This window comes from Paenibacillus sp. FSL H3-0329, from assembly GCF_037963285.1.
GTDB classification, from domain to species: domain Bacteria; phylum Bacillota; class Bacilli; order Paenibacillales; family Paenibacillaceae; genus Paenibacillus_AQ; species Paenibacillus_AQ odorifer.
In genome coordinates this window covers 4,558,841-4,579,608 of the sequence record NZ_CP150150.1, presented here as the reverse complement: position 1 = coordinate 4,579,608, position 20,768 = coordinate 4,558,841, and the positions used below count along the sequence as shown (strand labels likewise).

At 46.0% G+C, this 20,768-nt stretch carries 21 protein-coding genes; 20 read left to right on the top strand and 1 reads right to left on the bottom strand.

Going from position 1 to position 20,768, the window contains the following annotated elements:
- The first annotated feature begins 14 nt into the window (after positions 1 to 14).
- Together NSQ66_RS20240 and NSQ66_RS20235 are read left to right on the top strand one after the other, a co-directional pair.
- Complete coding sequence (locus tag NSQ66_RS20240; protein WP_051490910.1) at positions 15 to 662, top strand: DUF1405 domain-containing protein; 648 nt, start codon at positions 15 to 17, stop codon at positions 660 to 662.
- A 154-nt stretch (positions 663 to 816) separates the two neighbouring features.
- The gene (locus NSQ66_RS20235) at positions 817 to 1,719 is read left to right on the top strand and encodes a sporulation protein YpjB (RefSeq protein ID WP_076213544.1); all 903 of its coding nucleotides are present in this window, start codon (positions 817 to 819) and stop codon (positions 1,717 to 1,719) included.
- Positions 1,720 to 1,779: 60 nt separating this feature from the next.
- On the opposite strand, the gene NSQ66_RS20230 is transcribed toward NSQ66_RS20235, so the two are convergent.
- Positions 1,780 to 2,649: a YitT family protein gene (locus tag NSQ66_RS20230; protein WP_036676270.1), complete on the bottom strand. Its 870-nt coding sequence runs from the start codon at positions 2,647 to 2,649 to the stop codon at positions 1,780 to 1,782.
- Positions 2,650 to 2,816: 167 nt separating this feature from the next.
- Here NSQ66_RS20230 and NSQ66_RS20225 point away from each other — a divergent pair, with 167 nt between their 5' ends.
- The 18 genes from NSQ66_RS20225 (at position 2,817) to NSQ66_RS20140 (ending at position 20,660) form a co-directional block, all read left to right on the top strand.
- Complete coding sequence (locus NSQ66_RS20225) at positions 2,817 to 3,146, top strand: nucleotide pyrophosphohydrolase (protein WP_036676271.1); 330 nt, start codon at positions 2,817 to 2,819, stop codon at positions 3,144 to 3,146.
- A 59-nt stretch (positions 3,147 to 3,205) separates the two neighbouring features.
- Complete coding sequence (locus NSQ66_RS20220; RefSeq protein WP_036676272.1) at positions 3,206 to 3,727, top strand: tetratricopeptide repeat protein; 522 nt, start codon at positions 3,206 to 3,208, stop codon at positions 3,725 to 3,727.
- A gap of 34 nt (positions 3,728 to 3,761) precedes the next feature.
- On the top strand, positions 3,762 to 4,565 hold the full coding sequence (dapB, locus tag NSQ66_RS20215) for a 4-hydroxy-tetrahydrodipicolinate reductase (protein WP_036676273.1): 804 nt from the start codon (positions 3,762 to 3,764) through the stop codon (positions 4,563 to 4,565).
- Between the two features lie 15 nt (positions 4,566 to 4,580).
- A complete protein-coding gene (gene mgsA / locus NSQ66_RS20210) occupies positions 4,581 to 5,003 on the top strand; it encodes a methylglyoxal synthase (RefSeq protein ID WP_036676275.1) in 423 nt (140 codons plus the stop codon).
- On the top strand, positions 5,000 to 5,692 hold the full coding sequence (bshB1, locus tag NSQ66_RS20205) for a bacillithiol biosynthesis deacetylase BshB1 (RefSeq protein ID WP_038572419.1): 693 nt from the start codon (positions 5,000 to 5,002) through the stop codon (positions 5,690 to 5,692). Before mgsA ends, bshB1 begins: the two co-directional genes overlap by 4 nt.
- Before the next feature lie 234 nt (positions 5,693 to 5,926).
- Complete coding sequence (gene bshA / locus NSQ66_RS20200; protein WP_038572418.1) at positions 5,927 to 7,087, top strand: N-acetyl-alpha-D-glucosaminyl L-malate synthase BshA; 1,161 nt, start codon at positions 5,927 to 5,929, stop codon at positions 7,085 to 7,087.
- Positions 7,088 to 7,097: 10 nt separating this feature from the next.
- Entirely contained in the window at positions 7,098 to 8,447 is a 1,350-nt protein-coding gene (locus tag NSQ66_RS20195) for a CCA tRNA nucleotidyltransferase (protein WP_076101462.1), read from the top strand.
- Positions 8,437 to 9,237 (top strand): biotin--[acetyl-CoA-carboxylase] ligase, encoded by an 801-nt coding sequence (locus NSQ66_RS20190; protein ID WP_051490911.1) that lies wholly within the window; start codon positions 8,437 to 8,439, stop codon positions 9,235 to 9,237. The genes NSQ66_RS20195 and NSQ66_RS20190 overlap by 11 nt, the downstream gene beginning before the upstream one ends.
- Positions 9,238 to 9,574: 337 nt before the next feature.
- The gene (gene panB / locus NSQ66_RS20185; protein ID WP_036676283.1) at positions 9,575 to 10,441 is read left to right on the top strand and encodes a 3-methyl-2-oxobutanoate hydroxymethyltransferase; all 867 of its coding nucleotides are present in this window, start codon (positions 9,575 to 9,577) and stop codon (positions 10,439 to 10,441) included.
- Entirely contained in the window at positions 10,442 to 11,332 is an 891-nt protein-coding gene (gene panC / locus NSQ66_RS20180) for a pantoate--beta-alanine ligase (RefSeq protein ID WP_038572414.1), read from the top strand.
- Positions 11,325 to 11,708 (top strand): aspartate 1-decarboxylase, encoded by a 384-nt coding sequence (panD, locus tag NSQ66_RS20175; RefSeq protein WP_036676288.1) that lies wholly within the window; start codon positions 11,325 to 11,327, stop codon positions 11,706 to 11,708. The genes panC and panD overlap by 8 nt, the downstream gene beginning before the upstream one ends.
- A gap of 111 nt (positions 11,709 to 11,819) precedes the next feature.
- Entirely contained in the window at positions 11,820 to 12,461 is a 642-nt protein-coding gene (locus NSQ66_RS20170) for a hypothetical protein (protein WP_076101460.1), read from the top strand.
- A 126-nt stretch (positions 12,462 to 12,587) separates the two neighbouring features.
- Positions 12,588 to 15,449, top strand: coding sequence for an ATP-dependent DNA helicase DinG (gene dinG, locus NSQ66_RS20165; protein ID WP_036676291.1), 2,862 nt, complete (start codon positions 12,588 to 12,590; stop codon positions 15,447 to 15,449).
- 130 nt (positions 15,450 to 15,579) lie between these two features.
- The gene (locus NSQ66_RS20160; RefSeq protein ID WP_036676294.1) at positions 15,580 to 16,233 is read left to right on the top strand and encodes a redox-sensing transcriptional repressor Rex; all 654 of its coding nucleotides are present in this window, start codon (positions 15,580 to 15,582) and stop codon (positions 16,231 to 16,233) included.
- Entirely contained in the window at positions 16,220 to 17,521 is a 1,302-nt protein-coding gene (locus NSQ66_RS20155) for an amidohydrolase (RefSeq protein WP_076101458.1), read from the top strand. The genes NSQ66_RS20160 and NSQ66_RS20155 overlap by 14 nt, the downstream gene beginning before the upstream one ends.
- Before the next feature lie 172 nt (positions 17,522 to 17,693).
- On the top strand, positions 17,694 to 18,212 hold the full coding sequence (locus NSQ66_RS20150; protein WP_076101457.1) for a DUF5590 domain-containing protein: 519 nt from the start codon (positions 17,694 to 17,696) through the stop codon (positions 18,210 to 18,212).
- A 410-nt stretch (positions 18,213 to 18,622) separates the two neighbouring features.
- The gene (locus NSQ66_RS20145; RefSeq protein ID WP_036676301.1) at positions 18,623 to 19,165 is read left to right on the top strand and encodes a hypothetical protein; all 543 of its coding nucleotides are present in this window, start codon (positions 18,623 to 18,625) and stop codon (positions 19,163 to 19,165) included.
- Positions 19,158 to 20,660 (top strand): AAA family ATPase, encoded by a 1,503-nt coding sequence (locus NSQ66_RS20140; protein WP_036676302.1) that lies wholly within the window; start codon positions 19,158 to 19,160, stop codon positions 20,658 to 20,660. The genes NSQ66_RS20145 and NSQ66_RS20140 overlap by 8 nt, the downstream gene beginning before the upstream one ends.
- Positions 20,661 to 20,768: the final 108 nt, after the last annotated feature.

Here is a 20,768-nt window from a genome sequence, read left to right as displayed (position 1 = left end):
GGTTAATAATCTGTATGCCAGTTCATTGGTTTAACAAACTGTTTAAGAACCGGGGAATTATTTGGTTGTTATTTATCGTAAATTTCCTGGGCACAATTTATGGCTACATATGGTATGGCAATCAACTGGAGTTCACTGCGGCTAATTATCCACACTGGCTGCTTCCATTTGTTCCGGATAGCCCAACCGCAAGTTTGTTTTTTACCTTAGCTCTGTTGCTGATGCTCTTCCCTCCAAAAAGCTACACAGGAAACAATGTAAGGGAACTTATTGAGGCTTTGGCGGTCGTTACGTCAGTGAAGTACGGGATATGGGCAGTGAGCATTATTTTTGCCGGGGGTTATCACGGTGATGTTTTGGTTTGGAAAGATTGGATGCTGGTAATCTCCCATACGGGGATGGCAGTTGAAGCGTTGATTTATGCAAGGTTTTTTTCTTTCCGCAAAATGATTCCATTAGCCTTACTATGGACACTCGCCAACGATATGCTGGATTATTCTTACGGAATCTATCCGTGGTTACCTTCTGTTTTGAACGATTATGTAATTCAGGTACAGTACTTTACTATGGCGCTTACGCTGCTTAGTGTTGCAGCTGCTTGGTTGTTTAGTAGAAGACAAAGACCGGTAGAGTCAATCTATCAGTTCAAGAATAGACGTTAGTAAGCAGTTCTATCCCTTGTCCCCCTGCCATACATTTAGAATTATAAGAAGTATAAGTTTTATACTATACTTTATCCTTATAATTTTACGAGAAACGAATATCGTCTTTAAAAGACGACAACGTCGTTTCTTCTTGGGTAGGAGGGGGAGTCTCATGCTCCGCGGGAGATATTATGTAGTGGTTGTGCTAGTATTCTGCTGGCTACTGACCAGTATGGATGTTGTAAAGGCTTCAGCGGCGCTAGGGGATGATGGCGAAGGGTCTGGCAATGCTTCGAAGCAAAGCGCCGACGTTAGTTCGGGCAACGGTTTGGCAGTAATGAGCGGAAAGACTGGAGCACAGCAGCTGGAACAAGCCGCTGAGGCGTTGTATGGGTATGTTTTGGAAGGGGATGTAATGAAGGTTCGACAGGAGACCGAAGCGATCTCCAAGATCTTTGTGTCCACATCCTTTGAGGGAATGACCTCTGTGGAGGGGATTAATGCGTTGTCAGGGGTCATTATGGACCTGAAGGCTACAGTGGCAGGCGCGAAAATAAATCCACAGCAATGGGAAGCGTCAGCCGCCAAGCTACGTTTAGCTGCCAACAGTCTTAATCATCCGCGTCAGCCTATCTGGCTTCAGTACTACAAGCTGATTCGTGAGGATCTAAATGCGATGGAGCAAAGTGCGGTTGCAAATGATTTGGCGGGCTGGAAAACAGCTCTGGAAAGACTGCAGGGCAGGTATGATAACATCCGTCCGGCAGTGATTGTCTCCCGCCAGCCTGAAGTTGTGAGTGCTTTTGATTCTTGGCTCTCATATGCGGCCGGCATTCCTTCGTCCTCACAAAAAGTTGAACGTGCCCGCCTGCTTGAAATTGTATCTTATGGTCAGGATGCGGTAATAGTGATGTTCGGAAAAGAGAAGGATGAACCCGCATTGTCCTTGCCGCTGGCATCGCAAGAATTTGGGATTTGGGGAGGGTTAGCAGCAAGCTTCATTATAGCTGCGTTAGCCTATGTAGCTTATCGCAAGTACCGTGGTCAGAATCAGAATTGGAAGCCGATTCCGTAGGGTGAAATTATAAACAGCAAAAAGGAGTGTGGGCTTGAAATGGCCTACACTCCTTTTTATTTAGGTTTCTCGAAAGCCTTCTCCATGTACGTCGTGTACATCGCTAATAATTACGAAGGCGCGTGGATCAACGGATTTGACCAGCAGACTTAGCCGGCGAATTTCTTGCCTTGAGACTACACAGTACACCATATATTTAGCTTGCTTGGAATAAGCACCAATGGCAGGGATGAGGGTTACACCACGATCCATTTCCGCTGTAATCAGATCGGCAATTTGCGGTGCATCATCACTGATAATTGTAAATGCCTTGGCGGCATAGGCACCTTCTTGGATAAAATCTATAACTCGTGATGAGATGAAAACTGCGACAAGTGTGTAAAGTATTTTTTCTTTAGGAATGTAGAGGATGGAAGAGCCAATAATAATAATGTCGATGGCCAAAATAATCTGCCCCATGCTCCAGCCAAAATTCCGTCCCAGAATTCTTGCGACAATATCAACACCACCTGTTGTACCCCCAAAACGGAATACTAGCCCAAGCCCCGTTCCAAGCGTTACTCCTGCGTACAGTGCCGCAAGAATAAAGTCGTGTTCGGTACTGAAGGGGATAATCCATCCCGCAGTAATCATTCGTTCGAAAACCCACAGGAAAAAGGTCAACGCCCCGATCCCTACACCTGTATACACAATTTGCCGCCCGCCTAGGACTTTCCAGCCCAGCAGAAACAAAGGAAGGTTGATCAGCAGTGTGGATAAAAAGATGGGAATACTAAAGGCATAATTAAGGAGAAGTGTGATCCCGGTTACGCCGCCTTCCATCAACTGATTTGGAATGATGAAATACAGTAGCCCGAAGGCATATACTGCGGCTCCGAGCAAGATGGGAGCGACTGTCTTGCTGATTGTAATTACCTTTTTTGAATTCATGAAATCCCTCGTTAGGCCTTTTGTAGGCAGTTTTTCTTTTCCTATAATAAGTATACCTTTTCTTGCGTGTGTTAAAATATTCAAAAAAGATTGTCTTCAAAACGTCTTTACGATAACATAGGGGCAAACAGAAGGCAAGATATACAGAGGGGGAGAAGTTACATTTTATGGACAAAAGTCTTGGTGACATACAGCGTGAAGTAGACGCTTATATATCGCAGTTTAAGGAAGGGTACTTCAGTCCACTCTCTATGCTGGCCCGCATGTCCGAGGAAGTCGGAGAACTGGCTAGAGAGGTCAATCATGAGTTCGGTGAGAAGCCTAAGAAGTCTGATGAAGCTGAGAATTCCATTGAACTTGAACTGGGAGATATTCTGTTTATTACCGTTTGTTTTGCAAATTCTCTCGGGATAGACCTGACGGAAGCGCATAATAAGGTAATGCATAAATTTAATACCCGTGATGCGGGACGTTGGACACCGAAAGACACCGATTAGGCCTCTATAACATATGCTGTACCAAACGAACGGGATTTAGCCGTGAGGATGGTGAGTATATGGATCATAAGGATTATGTAAGAGAGGCTTACCGCTCGATATTGCGCAGTGACTTTGCCGAAGCTATTGTTTGCTTCGAGTCTGCAATTGCGGCAAGCCCTGCTGATGCCGAGGTTAGATATCGTTGTTCCATAACGTATGCCCGCAGTGGTATGCTAGATAAAGCTTTAGTTCATGCTCAGGCTGCTGTAAAGCTGGACACCAGCAAACCTGAGTATAGTCTGCATCTGCAGCATTTGCAGGCTATGATGCATGTACAGGAAGCCAAACGGTTGATAGAAGATGAAGACAACAAAACTCGCAACCCTTATCATCCGATTACACTGCTCAAAGAGGCGATTACCCTTGATCCATTATATGGGGATGCTTATGTATGGCTTGCTATCGCGCATAGTCGAGTGAATGAACATTTACAGGCTATGACTGCCTTAAAAGAAGTGATTTCGTTACATCCGGATGATTCTGGCTTGCGGGAATTGATGAGAGACCTTCAGAAATCCATACAATCGTATATGCAATAACTATATAACTAGTGAGAGCGAGGATGGAAAAAATATGAATAACAAGATCAGGGTCGTTGTATCCGGCGCAGGCGGAAGAATGGGTAAAGAGGTTGTTAAACTTGTATTGCAGGACGAAGAGCTGGAGTTAGCAGCAGCAGTAGATCGTTCTTCGGGCGATATTGATGCAGGGCGTCTGGTAGGTCTGGAAGACTCAGGCGTTATTGTAACTTCTGATCTTGAGGCCGCCCTCGCGGGAAGCAACGGAGATGTCCTTGTGGATTTCACTACACCACAGTCAGCGTATACGAATACAGCGCTAGCTATTAAGTACGGAGTGCGTCCGGTTATCGGTACAACCGGATTCACACCGGAGCAGATGGTGGAACTGGACAAGCAGTGTCAAGAACAGGGGATAGGCGGACTTATTGCTCCGAATTTCTCCATTGGGGCTATTCTATTGATGAAATTTGCGGCGCAAGCTTCAAAGTACTTCCCGCATCTGGAAATTATAGAGTATCATGGTGACCAGAAACTGGATGCTCCATCCGGAACTGCGGTCAAAACCGCAGAGATGATTTCGGAAGTTCGTGAGGAACTTCGTCAAGGTAATCCTAAAGAGGAAGAAACCATTGAAGGTGCCCGTGGTGGTTACTATAACGGATTCCGGATACATAGTGTCCGTCTTCCTGGTGTGTTTGCTCAAGAAGAAGTGATTTTTGGCGGATTCGGACAATCCTTGAAGATTCGCCATGATTCTTATGAGCGTGCGGGATATATGCCAGGCGTTAAGATGGGTATTGAAAAGGTAATGGGATATACAGGCTTGATCTATGGATTCGAGCACTTTATAGAATAGACAGGAGAGAACACCATGTTAAAGATCGCATTTATTGCCCACGATCGTAAAAAAGATGAAATCGTAAATTTTGTATTAGCTTATGAACATGTATTTGAAGGTCATGAACTTTTTTCTACAGGGACTACTGGCCAACGGATTATGGATGTAACTAACTTAAAAATTCATCGTTACATGTCTGGTCCATTAGGTGGAGATCAGCAAATCGGTGCAATGGTAGCACAGGATGAACTGGATCTTATTATTTTCATGCGTGATCCATTAATGGCGCAGCCACATGAACCTGATATTTCAGCTCTACTTCGTCTATGTGACGTATACGGGATACCGGTAGCTACGAATATTGCCACAGCGGAGGTTCTTGTGAAGGCGATTGATCGTGGTGATTTTGCTTGGCGTGCACTGGTTCATAAATACAAACCAGGTGTTGATGAATGAAGCTGGACATTCTTGTATTTGGTGCGCATGCAGATGATGCGGAGATCGGTATGGCAGGAACAATTGCAAAACATACCGCTGCGGGACTTAAGGTGGGACTTTGCGATTTAACAGCCGCGGAAATGTCATCGAACGGTACAGTAGAACTTCGCAAGCAAGAAGCGCAGCAAGCTGCAGACCTTCTCGGAGCATCCGTGCGGACAAACCTGGGTCTGCCAGATAGAGGGCTTTTTATTACAGCAGAGCATGTGGCGGCTGTGACTGCTGAAATTCGCCGCTTTTCTCCTACGATAGTTTTTGCTCCTTATTGGGAGGATCGTCATCCCGATCATATCGCCTGTAGCAAGCTGGTGGAAGAGGCTGTTTTTAATGCCAAGCTACGTAAATATATGCCGGACAAGCCGGCAATTCCTGCTCCACAGCTGTACTTCTATTTTATCAATGATTTAGGACGTACCGATCTTATTGTTGATGTTACTGAGCAATATGGCTTGAAGGAGCAGGCGTTGTCCTGCTATCGCTCCCAGTTCACCAAACCTCCGGGTGAGGATGCTGTATCCACACCGTTAACGGAAGGCTACATTGAACGAGTCCGTTCGAGAGATATGCTGCTTGGCCAGCGCAGGCTGATTCCTTATGCAGAAGGGTTTGCAACCAAGGTACCTCATACGGTGGAATTGTTTACTTAAGGAACGGATATAACGAAGTTTGTATGATAATATAATAAGCTGATTATGATTGATCCAGGAGTGCTTGGAATTAATACGCCATTGCGCTCCTGAGAGCTTTTTTTGAACAGCTTAGAGAAATAAAGTCCTGTGATTTTGAAAGAAACGGTGTTCGCTTCGCTTTTTTGAAAGCGGCCGACAAACAATAGATGATTCATTACACGAATCAATACTGGAGAAGAAGGAGACAGGAAGATGGATCGTATGCTGAAAATAGGAATTACCTGTTATCCGTCTCTTGGCGGTTCAGGCGTAGTTGCGACTGAATTAGGTAAACTCTTGGCCGAGAAGGGTCATGAAGTTCATTTTATTACACATAGTATCCCGTTCCGGTTGGGAACGTTTCAGAAAAATATTTTTTACCATGAGGTAGAAGTAAACGATTATTATGTATTCCGCTATCCCCCGTACGATCTAGCGCTTGCTACGAAGATGGCTCAGGTTGCCAAAATGCAAAATCTGGATCTTCTCCATGTTCACTATGCAGTGCCACACGCAGTGTGTGCTTTCCTTGCAAAGCAAATGCTTGGGAACGATATGAAGGTTGTAACGACTTTGCATGGCACGGATATAACGGTGCTTGGTCAGGATGAATCGCTTAAAGATTTGATTCGCCTGGGGATTAATGAAAGTGATGCCGTTACGGCGGTCTCTCAGGATCTTATTAGAGAAACAAGGGATGTCCTCGATATTACCCGCGACATTGATCTCACTTATAACTTCGTGGATCATCGGGTCTATTATCCGCGTGATGTAACGGATCTGCGGGGAGATTTCGCAGCGCCTGATGAGAAGATTCTGATGCATATCAGTAATTTCCGTCCTGTAAAAAGAGTCAGCGATGTTGTTGACGTTTTTGCCAAAGTGAATCGTGAACTGCCTTCCCGCCTGCTGCTTGTAGGGGAAGGTCCGGATCTTCCCAAAATTCAAGCCAAAATTAGCGAAATGGGTCTGGAAGATAAAGTTCGTTTTCTGGGAAGGCAGGATGAAATCGCTCAGGTGATCTCTTTAGCTGATCTGCTTCTGCTTCCTTCCGAGAAGGAAAGCTTTGGTCTGGTTGCTCTGGAAGCAATGGCTTGCGGCGTACCGACGATTGGCTCGCAAACCGGAGGCATTCCTGAGCTTATAGAGCATGGAAAGACTGGATTCCTTGCACCGATTGGCGATACAACGACTATGGCTAAATATGCAGTTAAGCTCCTGTCGGATGAACGTATGGTGCAACAGTTTAGAGAAGCTTGTTTACAAACAGCCTGCAAAGATTTCTGTAAGGATTCGATAACGAAACAATATGAAGATATTTATTACCGGGTGCTGGGGCGCAAGGTACTTGGACTGGACCCAGTTCGGGGGTAAGGAGTCACATATGGAATGGACAATGGCACCTTCTGCGATGGCAATTGCAGCGGAGATTGTAATTTCCGAGTTAACCCAAAATGGCCACGAGGCTTATTGGGTTGGAGGATGTATTCGCGATGAGCTATTAGGTAGGCCAGTGCACGATATGGATATTACAACCTCAGCACTGCCGGAGGAAGTGATAGCTATCTTTGCGCGCAGTGTGCCAACAGGATTAGCTCATGGTACGGTCACCGTGATACAGGATGGTTGCGGGTTTGAAGTGACGACATACCGGACAGAAAGTGGTTATGTAGACCATCGTCGTCCTGAACATGTTTTTTTCGTGAACGATGTGAAGGAGGATCTTCGTCGTCGTGATTTCACGATCAACGCGATTTGCTGTGGATTAAATGGGGAACTTATTGATCCATTCGCAGGTGAGAAGGATCTACAGCTGCAGGTGATTCGCTGTGTAGGCGATGCGGAGGAGCGGTTTGACGAAGATGCGCTTCGCATGCTTCGCTGCATTCGTTTTGCATCGGTGCTGGATTTCTCCATCGCGAAGAACACGTGGAGGGGCCTGATGCGCCAGCGGGATAAGCTGGCGCATATTGCTGTGGAGCGTGTCCGCGCGGAGCTGGACCGCATCGTCGAGGGGCCGCATCCTCTGCGCGGCCTAGGCATGCTAGCGCGCTGCGAGCTGCTGGCGCGCGGCAAAGCCCCGTTCCCCTGGACCGGAACCGATATGGCGGCTGCTGCCGCCTTAACGGCCGGGATCGGGGAACTGGAGAGCGCCCGCCTGCGGTGGGCGCTTCTCCTCCATGCCCTGAAGCAGTCGGCCCAAGAGGCCGATGTGCTGCTGCGGGCATGGACGTTCTCGGGGACGATGCGGACCGGCATCGTCCAGGTGCTGCGGGTCCGCGAAGCTTGGACCGCTGCGCTAGAGGCCATGCCGCCGGATATGGGCGGCATGGAAGGTCTGCGGCGGCAATGGATCGCCGCTGTGCTGGCCTTCGGCGTGGAAGCCGCCGAAGGGTGGCTCTCGCTGCTGGCGATCCTGCCAGCAGCCGCACCTACTCTTCCCACTGCGGCCTCTTCTGTCTTTTCCGTCGTGGAATCGTCAGAGGCCTCAACCTCACCTGCCGCTGTAAATGTACAAGCGGCAAGAGAATGGATCGCGCAAATGCCGCTAACCAGCCTTTCGGAGCTTGAGATTACAGGCAATGAGCTGCTGGAGTCTTTGGACAAACGTCCGGGGCCATGGCTCGGCAAAATGTTAAATGGACTCCTGCAAGCGGTCGCTTCAGGTGATTTACCTAATGATAAACAATTATTGCTGCTTGAAGCAAAAAGGATGGATGGACATGAGCGATGATAAAGCGCTGTCGCTAACTGAGCTGAAGCGAGAGACCTCCGCTTCGAATTGGATAGGCAACGTTCAGTTGCTGGAATCTGTGGTGTCCACACAAGAAGAAGCTAAGTTTTTAGCGGAAAACGGCGCGCCGGAAGGAACAACCGTCATCGCAGAAGAACAGACGGGTGCCCGAGGCCGAATGGGAAGAAAGTGGTTCTCTCCCCGTGGCAAGGGCATTTGGATGAGTATTGTGTTACGGCCCCAATTACCCTTGTCGGAGACTCCGCAGCTGACATTGCTGGCTGGAGTTGCCGTCTGCAAGGCAATTCGACGGGTGACCGGTGTAGATGCCGGCATCAAATGGCCGAATGATCTGCTCGCAGGCGGTCGTAAGATTTGTGGGATTTTACTCGAATCTTCTCTAAGAGAAGGGGAGCTTCATTATTGCATTGCTGGAATTGGCATTTCCGCGAACATGACAGAGGAAGATTATCCTGATCATCTGCAGGAGGTCGCCACTTCACTTCGGATTGAGCGGGGGGGTGCTCCAGTTGACCGTTCTGAGCTGGTAAGGGCGGTTTTGGACGAACTGGATATGCATTACAATCTGTACATGAAGCAAGGTTTTAAACCTATAAAGGAGCTTTGGGAGTCCATGTCTGTGACTTTGGGGCGCCAGATCGCACTGAACAGCCCTCAGGGGCGTTCTGAAGGTGTGGTAGTGGGTTTGGATGAAATAGGTGGTCTACTGCTTAAAAACAGCTCAGGAGAGATCTCTAACGTATGCTCAGGTGAAATTGAACTTTTATAAGATTTATTTATATGACAGGGGTATCATCCCTTGTCATATTTTTTTCGTGTAATTCCGCGCTCTTTTTGATATACTATGGGTCGGAGGCGGTATCGTTTATCGAACTGTACTCTTGAATTGTAGAACTTTTTATATTTTTTATTACTGAAAGTACCTTCATAACTGCGTTTGACGGTTACGTTGGATTCTGCTCTGAGCCGTAAGGACCGAGACAGAAGGGACGATCGCAAGTGACTCTTTTTTGCCCTTCGGACCTTTTTAGCAAATGATTGCTAAAAGGTTTTTTTGTTGCGATTTTTACGGGCAGGTTACTTAAAAAAGGAGGACGAAAAGAGAAATGGCAAACAAACAAGCACTAAATATTGTAAAAATGAAAAAAATGAAAGCAGAAGGTGTGCCACTGAGCATGCTGACCGCTTATGATTATCCATCTGCAGTTCTTGCAGAAGAAGCAGGTATCGACCTTATTTTGGTTGGTGACTCTCTTGGGAATGTAGTCCTTGGATACAATACAACTTTACCGGTAACGATTGAAGATATGGTGTACCATACCCGCTCGGTAACTCGAGGAGCACAAAGTACATTTATCGTGGCTGATATGCCATTTATGACGTATCACGGGAGTATAGATGAAACCCTGCGGGGTGTGCGCAGATTGATGCAGGAAGGGCGGGCTCATGCCGTCAAAATGGAAGGTGGACTTGAGATTTGTGAGACTGTAGCTACGGTTGTGGCTGCGGGAGTCCCTGTGCTGGGACACATCGGGCTTACTCCTCAATCCGTGAATATGATTGGTGGCTACCGGATTCAAGGCAAAGACGCCAAGGATGCCCAACGCCTGATGGATGAAGCTAAGGCGCTTGAGGCAGCAGGTGCTTTTGCAATCGTTTTGGAGCTGGTAACGGAAGAAGTAGCCCAGGCAATCTCTGAAGCGCTTAGCATCCCAACCATTGGGATTGGTGCAGGCCGTTACTGTGATGGACAGGTATTGGTTTTCCATGATTTGCTGCGTTATGCCTCACCTTATCGTGAGAAACGTTTTGTCAAAACCTATGCGGATGTGGGTAATGTGATCCGTGAGGGCATAAGCCAGTATGTGAAGGAAGTGAAGGAACGTTCCTTCCCAGATGAAGGCCACGTTTTTAATGCAGATGAAACAGTCTTGGAATCTTTATATGGCGCTGCCAGAAAGGAAGGGAAATAAATGAGAGTCGTCAGAAGCATTGAGCAGCTGCGCGAAGCTTTGGAGTATATGAGACAAGGCGGGCACGCCCCGATTGGGTTCGTTCCTACGATGGGATACTTGCATGACGGACATGCCAGTCTGCTTCGCCGGGCTGGAGAAATGAGCAACACAGTGGTAATGAGCATTTTTGTGAATCCTTTGCAATTCGGGCCAAACGAGGATTATGATTCCTATCCGCGTGACGAGCGTCGTGATTTGGAACTCGCTGAACGTGAGGGAGTAGATATTGTATTTATCCCCAGTGTGGAAGAAATGTATCCGCAGCCTACTCGGACTACTGTCTCGGTATCGGAGCTTACTACCCGGCTATGTGGGGCTTCCCGCCCTGGGCATTTTGATGGTGTAACCACAGTGGTTAATAAATTCTTCAATATTGTACAGCCGGATTATGCTTTCTTTGGGCTGAAGGATGCTCAACAAGTTGCTGTCCTTCGCCGAATGGTGTCCGATCTTAATATGAATGTCGAAATTATCCCTTGTCCGATCGTTCGTGAAGGGGATGGACTTGCGCTCAGCTCACGTAACGTATTCTTGTCTCCAGAGGAGCGTAGTCAGGCATTGGTGTTATCTCGTTCCTTACGTGAAGCACGTCAGTCTATTGAAGAAGGAAAAGTAAGAACCGTTGCTGAAGTGCGGGAATTGTTGACATCGGTTATTTCCAGCTCTCCTCTAGCGGTGATTGATTATGCGGAGATCCTAACATTCCCTGATCTTGAAGGATTAGAGGATGAAGCTCTTTTATCAGAAGTGGATGGGGAAATTATTATAGCGCTTGCCGTGAAGTTTGGCAGAACACGCTTGATTGATAATAATGTATTTATTCCAAAGGAGGTTGCTGCACTTGTTTAGACATATGATGAAATCCAAAATTCACCGCGCAACAGTAACGGAAGCGAATTTAAACTATGTGGGCAGTATTACCATTGATGAGAGCTTGATGGAAGCCGCGGACATTCTTGAGAATGAAAAAGTTCAAATTGTGGATAACAATAATGGTTCGCGACTGGAGACCTATGTAATCCCTGGACCGCGTGGAAGCGGAGTGATCTGTCTTAATGGTGCCGCAGCTCGTCTTGTTCAGCCGGGCGATACAGTAATTATCATTTCGTATGCGATGTTGTCCTCGGAAGAACTGGAGTCACATAAGCCAACGGTGGTATTCGTGGATGAGAATAACAAACCAGTGAAGCTGGCTGATCATGAATTGCATGCTACAATCGCTTAATGTATGGACTTACGCCATGTAATGAATGGCAGGGATGAAAGACCCCGATCTCGCAGAAAATGAAGTCAGGCAAGCTGAACTGATTTCATCTTCAGTAAGGGGGGATAGCCCATGTTTCAACATTTGTTTGCTGAAATGAACAAGGTGCTTCAGGAGATCATAACAGATTACCCTACAGCGGAGGGTGCCCGCCGGAACGAGCTTTTATGCAATTATAATATGCTGCATAGACTGAGCGATAAAGTGATGGATGAATGGCTCGCTTTTGCTGAGAAGCTAAGTCACTTTCGCGAAAGTGCGGATTTTACAGCAGTGGTCGAAGAGGAAGTGCCGGAACAGGAAGCACCAGAGCTGTGTATGGATTCCTTTGTAAGAGGTCAGGGATATTATAAGCTGCTGATGTATGGAAAGTGTATTGATCAGTTTAAAGAAGTTATTGCGCAATACCCGGATAGCTTGGCTGCTCGATTATATTTAGCCATCTCTTATCTGCAGGAAGGTGACGGTGAAGCCGCTTGGAGTCATCTGAACCATATGCTGGGCTTGATACGGGAGACCAAGCTGAAAGCCATGGTATATAATGCTTTAGGCTGCATACGAGCCTCACAGGAACGTTTTAATGAAGCGCAGGAATTGTTTGACCTTGCCTTGCAGCATGACCCGGCGCTTCCGGAGCCAAACGTTAACTTAGAGGTATGCCGCCGTCGTGGAGGGAAGCTGCATTTTGGAAATCAGCTGGTTTCCCTTTTGTAAAAGAATAACGGTTTTGGAAATTTCTATTCAAGCGATGCATCCCCTGAACCAGTGGTGTGCATCGCCTTTTTTCGCAACTTCTGTTATGCTGATTAAGAGTCTCAATTGAAAGGGAATAGAATTATAATGAAATTTGCCGTGCTTGATTTTGAAACAACAGGAACCCAATCCGTGGGTGAAATTATCCAGGTTGGCCTTGCAATTATAGAAGAAGACCGGTCCATCTCCCGGGTATATGGTTCCTATGTCAAGCCCGGAACGCCGATTCCTCCTTTTATAACAGGTCTGACGGGGATTACCGATGATGATGTGAAGGATGCGCCTGAGCTGGATGAGATGATGATGGAGCTTGTTCCGCTCTTGGATGATGTTGTGCTTGTAGGGCATAATGTCGCTTTCGACTTCCATTTTTTACAAAATGCTTTAGATCGTTGTGGTTATTTGCCATTTCAAGGGCGGATTTTGGATACGATTGATTTTCTGAAAATTTGCTTTCCTTCGCTCACATCTTATCAGCTAGGCTCTGTCAGTGCTCATTTTGGAGTGACACATGATCGTCCGCATCAGGCAGATAGTGATGCACTTGCGACTGCTTTAGTGCTGTTGAAATGTCTGGAGGAGCTCTACGAGCTGCCGCTGCTTACGATCCAGAGACTCTGTGAGCTGTTTACCGAAGAGGATAGTGATCTGGGCTGGTACTTTGATGGTCTGCTGCGAGAGCGGGAAGCGGAGACGCTACAGCCCGAAGGTGATCTGACTTTCTATCGTCAATTAGCGCTTGCAGTAGGAGACTGGACGGAGTTAGCGCCACCTAGAGATGAGCATGCTGAGAATCCGCTAGCGAATTTATCTTTTACTGATTATATGGACGAAGTAACCAAACGACTTAAAGACACATTACCGCAGTATGAAAGCCGGGAAGCTCAGGATATTATGATCAATGAGGTGATGACGGCACTTGCCGAAGACAAACACCTACTGATCGAAGCGGGCACAGGAACCGGTAAATCGCTCGGTTATTTGTTGCCTGCCATTTATCAAAGCGTTCGCACCAATGAAAAAGTCATGGTCAGCACTCATACCATTAATCTGCAGGACCAATTGCGCGAGCGGGATATCCCTTTGTTAACGCAGGTAGTTCCTTTTCCGTTTAAAGCTGCTATTTTTAAGGGAAGAGGACATTATTTGTGTCTGCGTAAGTTTGAGCATAAAATTAATAAAAAGGACTTTATAAGCCCAAGGGAAGATGCGCTTACTGCAGCTCAGATGATCGTATGGCTCACTCAAAGTGAATCAGGGGATGATGAAGAGCTGAATTTAAGCGGCCGGGGCGGTGATTTCTGGGAGACGGTGGCAAGCGATACCGATTCCTGTCTGGGCCGTTCCTGTCCTTGGTTCCGCAAATGCTATTATCATAGGGCCAAGCATGAAGCTGGGATTGCTGACGTGGTCATTACGAACCACTCCAAGCTATTCGCAGATGTTAAAGCTGGGCACCAGCTGCTTCCAGCTTACGAGCATCTTGTAATTGATGAAGCACATCATTTAGAAGATGTGGCTGGTAAACATCTTGGCATGCATATGAAGCATTTCACTGTGGCACACACGTTATCGCGACTGTATAAAGATAGCCGAAACGGACAGCTTCCTGCTCTGCGCCAGATCTTACAGTCGTCAGGCAGTGAAGAGGCTTCAGAATGGAGCGGAGTCATCGATCGGATCTACCCGGATCTGCTTACTGTCAAAGAAACCTGGGATGCACTCAGCGACAAGCTGTTCAGCCTTTTGCCGGAACGCAGTGATGCGGCAGCAGGGGAAGCGGGACAACTGGTTATGCGTTTGCTTCCCGCCCGTAAGCCGAAGGATTGGGATGAATTAGTTGCGCTTGAGAACACTATGAATCTGACGTTAAGCGACATCATCCGTAAGGGTGATAAAATGCTTAATGAGATGCGTGACCAGGAAAGCCAATCCTCAGCAGACAGTCTTGTTACTGATATTAGCGGTTTATTTAAGGATTTGGCTTCCATACGTGAGCAAGTAAGATTCTTTATGGGGCTGAATGACGATAATGTAGTATATTGGCTGGAGGCAAATGGAAATTACCGCAGCAAATCACTGCAGATGTATGCCGTCCCTGTGGATGTTAGCAGCCAGCTTAAAGAGTTGTTCTTCGATAAGAAAAAAAGCATCGTGCTTACCTCGGCGACGCTGTCTGTAGATAAATCTTTTCAGTTTATGATTGATAATCTCGGACTTAACGAAGCTGCGGAAGAGGGACGTCTAATGACCTCACTCCTTCCATCTCCCTTTAAGTATCGCGAGCAGGCGCTGCTAGTTATACCGCGTGATTTTCCTAGTGTGAAGGGCAGTGTGGGCGATGCTCGATTTGTCGATACACTCGTACAGTCGTTAGCAGAAGCTGCCAAAACAACACGTGGGCGGATGCTGGTTCTGTTTACTTCTTATAAAATGCTGCGTCAGGTATATGATCCGCTTAAAGAGGCTTTGGCCTCACAAGAGATTACGGTGCTTGGTCAAGGCGTGGAAGGTGGCAGCCGGAGCAAGCTGATCCGCCGCTTTCAGGACAGTGCAGCATCCGTTCTGCTGGGGACGAGCAGCTTCTGGGAAGGTGTAGATATTCCAGGTGAAGCACTGACTTGCCTGGCCATCGTGAGACTTCCGTTTCAACCACCGAATCACCCGTTGGCGGAAGCGAAGTCGGAGTTATTGCAGGCCCAGAAGAAGAATCCGTTCATGAAATTATCTGTTCCTCAAGCGGTTATTCGTTTTAAGCAGGGATTCGGAAGACTGGTTCGCACGGCGCAGGATCGCGGAATAGTTATTGTTTATGATACAAGGGTTATTGAATCTCATTACGGGAAGTATTTCCTTTATTCATTGCCTGGTCCCAAAATGGAGCATATGCTGACTGATCAAATGGTCCCCCGCATAGCGGAATGGCTAGAGGATGGCGGCGCTTCTTAAAATGCTCGTCTTCAGTTTAGCTCCTCCTTATCCTTAAGGGCGGTAAGTTACAGTACCGCCCTTAATAAGGAGAGGTATACGTTTGAATATGGATTTTCACAAGAACATTACTATTTTTAGGAGGAAAAATATGAAATCGGATAAAATATCAGAAGCCGTTGTTCGCAGACTACCTGTGTATTTGCGTTTTTTGAATGATCTCCAGAATCGCGAAATATTAACAGTTTCCTCTCAGGAACTTGGACAAAAGCTTGATCTTAATCCCGCACAGATTCGTAAGGATTTAGCGTATTTTGGTGACTTCGGCAGAAAAGGTATCGGCTATGATGTAACGTATCTTATTGAGAAAATCCGTCATATTCTGAAGCTGGATCAACAGCTTAATGTAGCTTTAGTAGGGGCAGGTAATCTCGGACATGCCTTGTCTAATTACAATGCATATCTCAAAGATACTATGAAAATCACGGCTATATTTGATTCGTACGCTCCTAAGGTTGGACGTAAGATCAACTCCCTTACTGTGCAACCAATGGATGAACTAGGCAGCACGATTCGTGAGCAAGGTATTCGCATTGCCATTATTACCGTACCTGATTCAGAAGCTCAAAATGTAGCAGATATTCTCATTTCTTCTGGGATTGAAGCGATTTTGAACTTTGCCCCTGTGATTCTGAAGACACCACCGAATATCCGGGTGCATGCAGCTGATTTTACAACTGATCTGCAAAGTCTTGCTTATTACTTGCGGGATGGAAAGGAAGAAAGCGAACATGAACAGCAATAAAACGATAATTAAGGGCGGGTATTTTCTGACTCCGGGAACGGATGAGCCGGTTCTGAGTGGATATATGACTATTGAAGATGATTTAATCACTTACATAGGAAAAGAAGAGCCTCAGATGGAAGCTGGAGTGCAAGTGGTTGATGGCAGTCGTCTGCTGTTCATGCCTGGACTTGTAAACACACATGGTCATGCGGCGATGTCTTTGCTGCGTGGATATGGAGATGATTTAGCGCTACAAGTGTGGCTTCAGGAGAAAATGTGGCCGATGGAGGAAAAGTTCACCGGTGATGATGTATACTGGGGAACCTCCTTATCTGTATTGGAAATGCTGAAGGGTGGAACTACGACCTTCCTCGATATGTATGATCATATGGACCGAGTAGCTGAGGTAGCTGAGTTATCAGGTATCCGTTCCGTATTGATGCGTGGTGTGATCGGGTTATGTCCAGAGGATGTACAGAATCACAAGCTTGCGGAAGCGATTTCTTTTGCCCGTAACTGGCATGGAAAGGCGGACGGTAGAATTACTACTATGATCTCGCCGCACGCCCCTTATACTTGCCCTCCGGACTTCCTGGTTAAGTTCGTGCAGGCAGCGCATGATCTGGATTTACCGATGCATACGCATATGTCCGAAACGAAACGTGAAGTGGAACAAAATGTGGCGGATTACGGGTTGCGTCCTGTAGCTCACTTAGAGAAGCTTGGAATGTTCACACGTCCCTCGATAGTTGCACATGGTGTTCATTTAAATGATGAAGAGATTGAGATCTTGGCTCGCCATAATGTGGGTGTCTCTCATAATCCGGGCAGTAATTTGAAGCTGGCTAGCGGAGTGGCTCGGGTTACTGATCTTCTAAAAGCTGGTGTGAAGGTGTCTCTTGGCACGGATGGCGCGGCCAGCAACAATAACTTGGATATGTTTGAAGAGATGCGGCTTGCAGCTCTCATTCATAAGGGTGTCAGCGGTGATCCAACGGCTGTTCCAGCTCCAGAAGCTCTACGTATGGCTACAGAATATGGCGCCCAGTCCATCTTTTTAAATAATGTAGGTAGACTTGCTGTTGGGATGAAAGCTGATTTCATTGCAATTGATATAGATCAGCCGCATTTGCTGCCACACACAGATCTGTTGTCTCATGCAGTTTACTCTGCTAGCGCTAAGGATGTTGAGCATGTGTGGGTGAATGGTAAACAGGTCATCAAGCATGGGCAATGCTTAACCCTGGATGAGGAAGCTATCCGGCGTAAAGCGCAAGAAGCCTTCGAAGGTTTATTGAAGCGTTAAGTCTGGATAATAACGAATAAATAATAGGCTGCGACTTTTTGCTTTTAGCAAAAGTTGCGGCCTTTTGTACATTTTAAAGGCTGGGAAAGCTAGAAAATTATGAAATTTTGGATAAACACGCGGGTGTGTTATATAATCAAAAAAGATATATTACTAGAAAGGGAGCTGTACCTTGAAGAAAAGGAAAAAATGGATCCTCCTGGGGTCAGTTCTGATTCTGCTCCTGGGGTTTGGACTTATCCAGTTCTATGCCTATATTATGAAAGATCAATGGAACGAGCAGGATATCGCCAAGGATGTTGCCAAAACCAGAGCGGGTCTAACAGAGGTAACCAAAGCACAAAAATCGGTTTGGGATGAAAATGCAGTGTACTGGGTTTTAACAGGAAAAAATGAAGCCGGGACTGCTCTTATGGTCTGGGTCCGCTTTACGGTAGATGGAAAATTTGCTGAAGGCGACGACGCAGTGTTTGCTGAGGAACTAAGTAAAGGAACCTCAGAAGCCCAAATACGCGGCATTATCAAAGCTGATCTTCCGGACATAACGATTGAACGCTTGCTGCCGGGAGTATATAACGGAGAGTATGCTTGGCAGCTTTTTTATAAACAGAGCGGTCGGTATTATTATCAATTTTATCGGTTTTCGGATGGGTCCCGAATGGGTGAAGGTTACAGTTTACCTAAAAGTTAAGCCGAACATAAGGAAATTAAGGGTGGCAATGTAAACAAGCGAACTTATTATAAGTTCGCTTGTTTACATTTATTTGATGTACAAAAGTGATATACTAAGTGATATACTGAATGGGTGGTTATCACCGAATATTCTCTTAAATTCACATACAAAAATAGGCCGATTGATTAAAAATCAAGGCCGATTTTGTCGAAAACGAGGAATATATTTGGTATTGATGGAAATATTTAAAAAATTAAATTTTAAATATATTCACATTTATTTTGAAATTAGTATATACACCTGTGATATACTACTACTTGTAATTAGAACAGCAATAAGAGACTTCAGTCTCTCTGATGAGCTCTCAAGTAGCTATAAATTATTATACTGAGCTTTATATTTTGTCATCTTTGAGAGGAGGACGTTTCTTGAAATTACGTCTTGTACCTGTGCTGATAACGTCTCTACTGTCGGCTACTCTATTGTTTGGTGGCTTCTTTTTGTATCGTCAGTTTGCAATGCAGGAACCACTTCAGAAGATTGTATCTCAATATGAGGGCGTCAATGATTCTCATATCAGTATTAACCGCAATGAGGTCACTTTGAAACTTGATCTCCAGCCAGGCACGAAATTACGTGAACTGGTTCAGTACGTCTCTAAAGAAGGAAAATCGATGATTGATGGACGTACACTGAAACTTGATGTAGAACAGAACTCCAGTGAACTGCTGGATGAATACTGGGATAAAGCGATGTTCTCTGTAGCTGAAGCCATGGAGAGCCGTAAATATACACTTATACCCACAGAACTTGATGGACTCAAAGCGCAATATCCGCAATATAAAAATGTGATAGCCTCAACAGAAATTGACGACAATAATGTCTATGTAAGCTTGAGTAATGGAAAAGAAAGCAAATTTATTATTTTGCCGCGCAAACCTGCGACATTGGGGGTATGGAATAATGCCTAAATACCTTAAAGAAATTCTAATCGGATTTGTTCCTGTCTTGTTTATTTTTATGGCTTTTCTAGGCATTAATATATTCCCGATCGTTATTGCTGCTGGGATGCTCACGGCTTTACTTATCATTGCTCATTTAAGAGGCGGACTTGCGGTAAATGCAGGTGCCGGGAAGAAACGCAAGAAGGATGGACCTTCAAAGCTTACTTTTGAAGAAATTGGCGGGCAAGACAATGCAAAGCAGGAGCTTCGTGAAGCGTTGGATTTTTTGATCCGGCATGAGGAAATCAGCAAATTCGGGATTCGGCCTTTGAAAGGGATTCTGCTTACAGGCCCTCCAGGAACAGGTAAGACCCTTATGGCTAGAGCAGCAGCACATTATACGAACTCTGTATTTGTGGCAGCATCAGGCAGTGAGTTTGTAGAAATGTACGTAGGTGTCGGTGCCGGCCGTATCCGCGATTTGTTTAAGGATGCCCGTACCCGCGCCCTTAAGGAAAACAAGCAAAGCGCTATTATTTTCATAGATGAAATTGACGTAATTGGCGGTAAGCGTGAAGGCGGACAGCAGCGAGAATATGATCAGACCTTGAATCAGCTGTTGACTGAGATGGACGGGATCTATAACAACGAAACGCCGCGCATTCTGCTGGTAGCAGCCACTAACCGTAAAGAAATGCTTGATTCAGCATTGCTGCGTCCTGGCCGGTTTGACCGTCATATTCAAGTGGACATGCCTGATAAAAAAGGCCGCAAATCGATTCTCGAATTGCATGCCAAAAATAAGCCACTTCATGCAAATGTGAACCTCGACAAAATTTCCGAAGAAGCCTATGGTTTTTCCGGTGCTCAGCTCGAAAGTGTTATGAATGAGGCAGCAATTTATATGATGCGTGAGGAATTGACAGAGGTTGAGCAGCGGCATCTGTCGATGGCGATTGACAAGGTTATGATGGGGGAAAAAACGGACAGAGAAACTAACCACGAAGAGAAAAAACGGGTGGCGATCCACGAATTGGGACATGCCATTATGGCAGAGCTGCTGCGTCCGGGAAGTGTTAGTCAGGTTACGCTGACTCCGCGGGGGCAAGCCCTTGGTTATGTACGTCACAATCCTCAGCAAGAGCAGTATTTGTACACCAAAGATTATCTCGAAGATCAGATTATGATCGCACTTGGTGGAGCGGCTGCAGAAGAAATGTATTATGGCGGACGAAGCACAGGTTCGCGTGGCGATTTTGATCAGGCCCTGAATATTGTCGAAACCATGATGAAATCCGGATTGACTTCGTTGGGTATCGCCAAGCTGGAAATGGTTACCACTGAAGAGCTTATGAAGGAAAACAGTAAAATTTTGGATGAACTGATGGTTCGTACTCACGACCACCTTGAAAAGCAACGAAATGTATTTGATTACTCCCTTGACATTTTAATGAAGGAAGAAGTGCTCTCTGGAGAGCAATTTCGATGTCAATTTCGTGACAGCGTGCGTTTACCAGCATAAATATTTATGCTGGTTATTTTTTTTTACTTTTCAGGCATGCTAAGATATCATTATATGTCGGGCTTTATAAATTTTTGCGACAGACAAGGTACAATACAAAAGTATAGA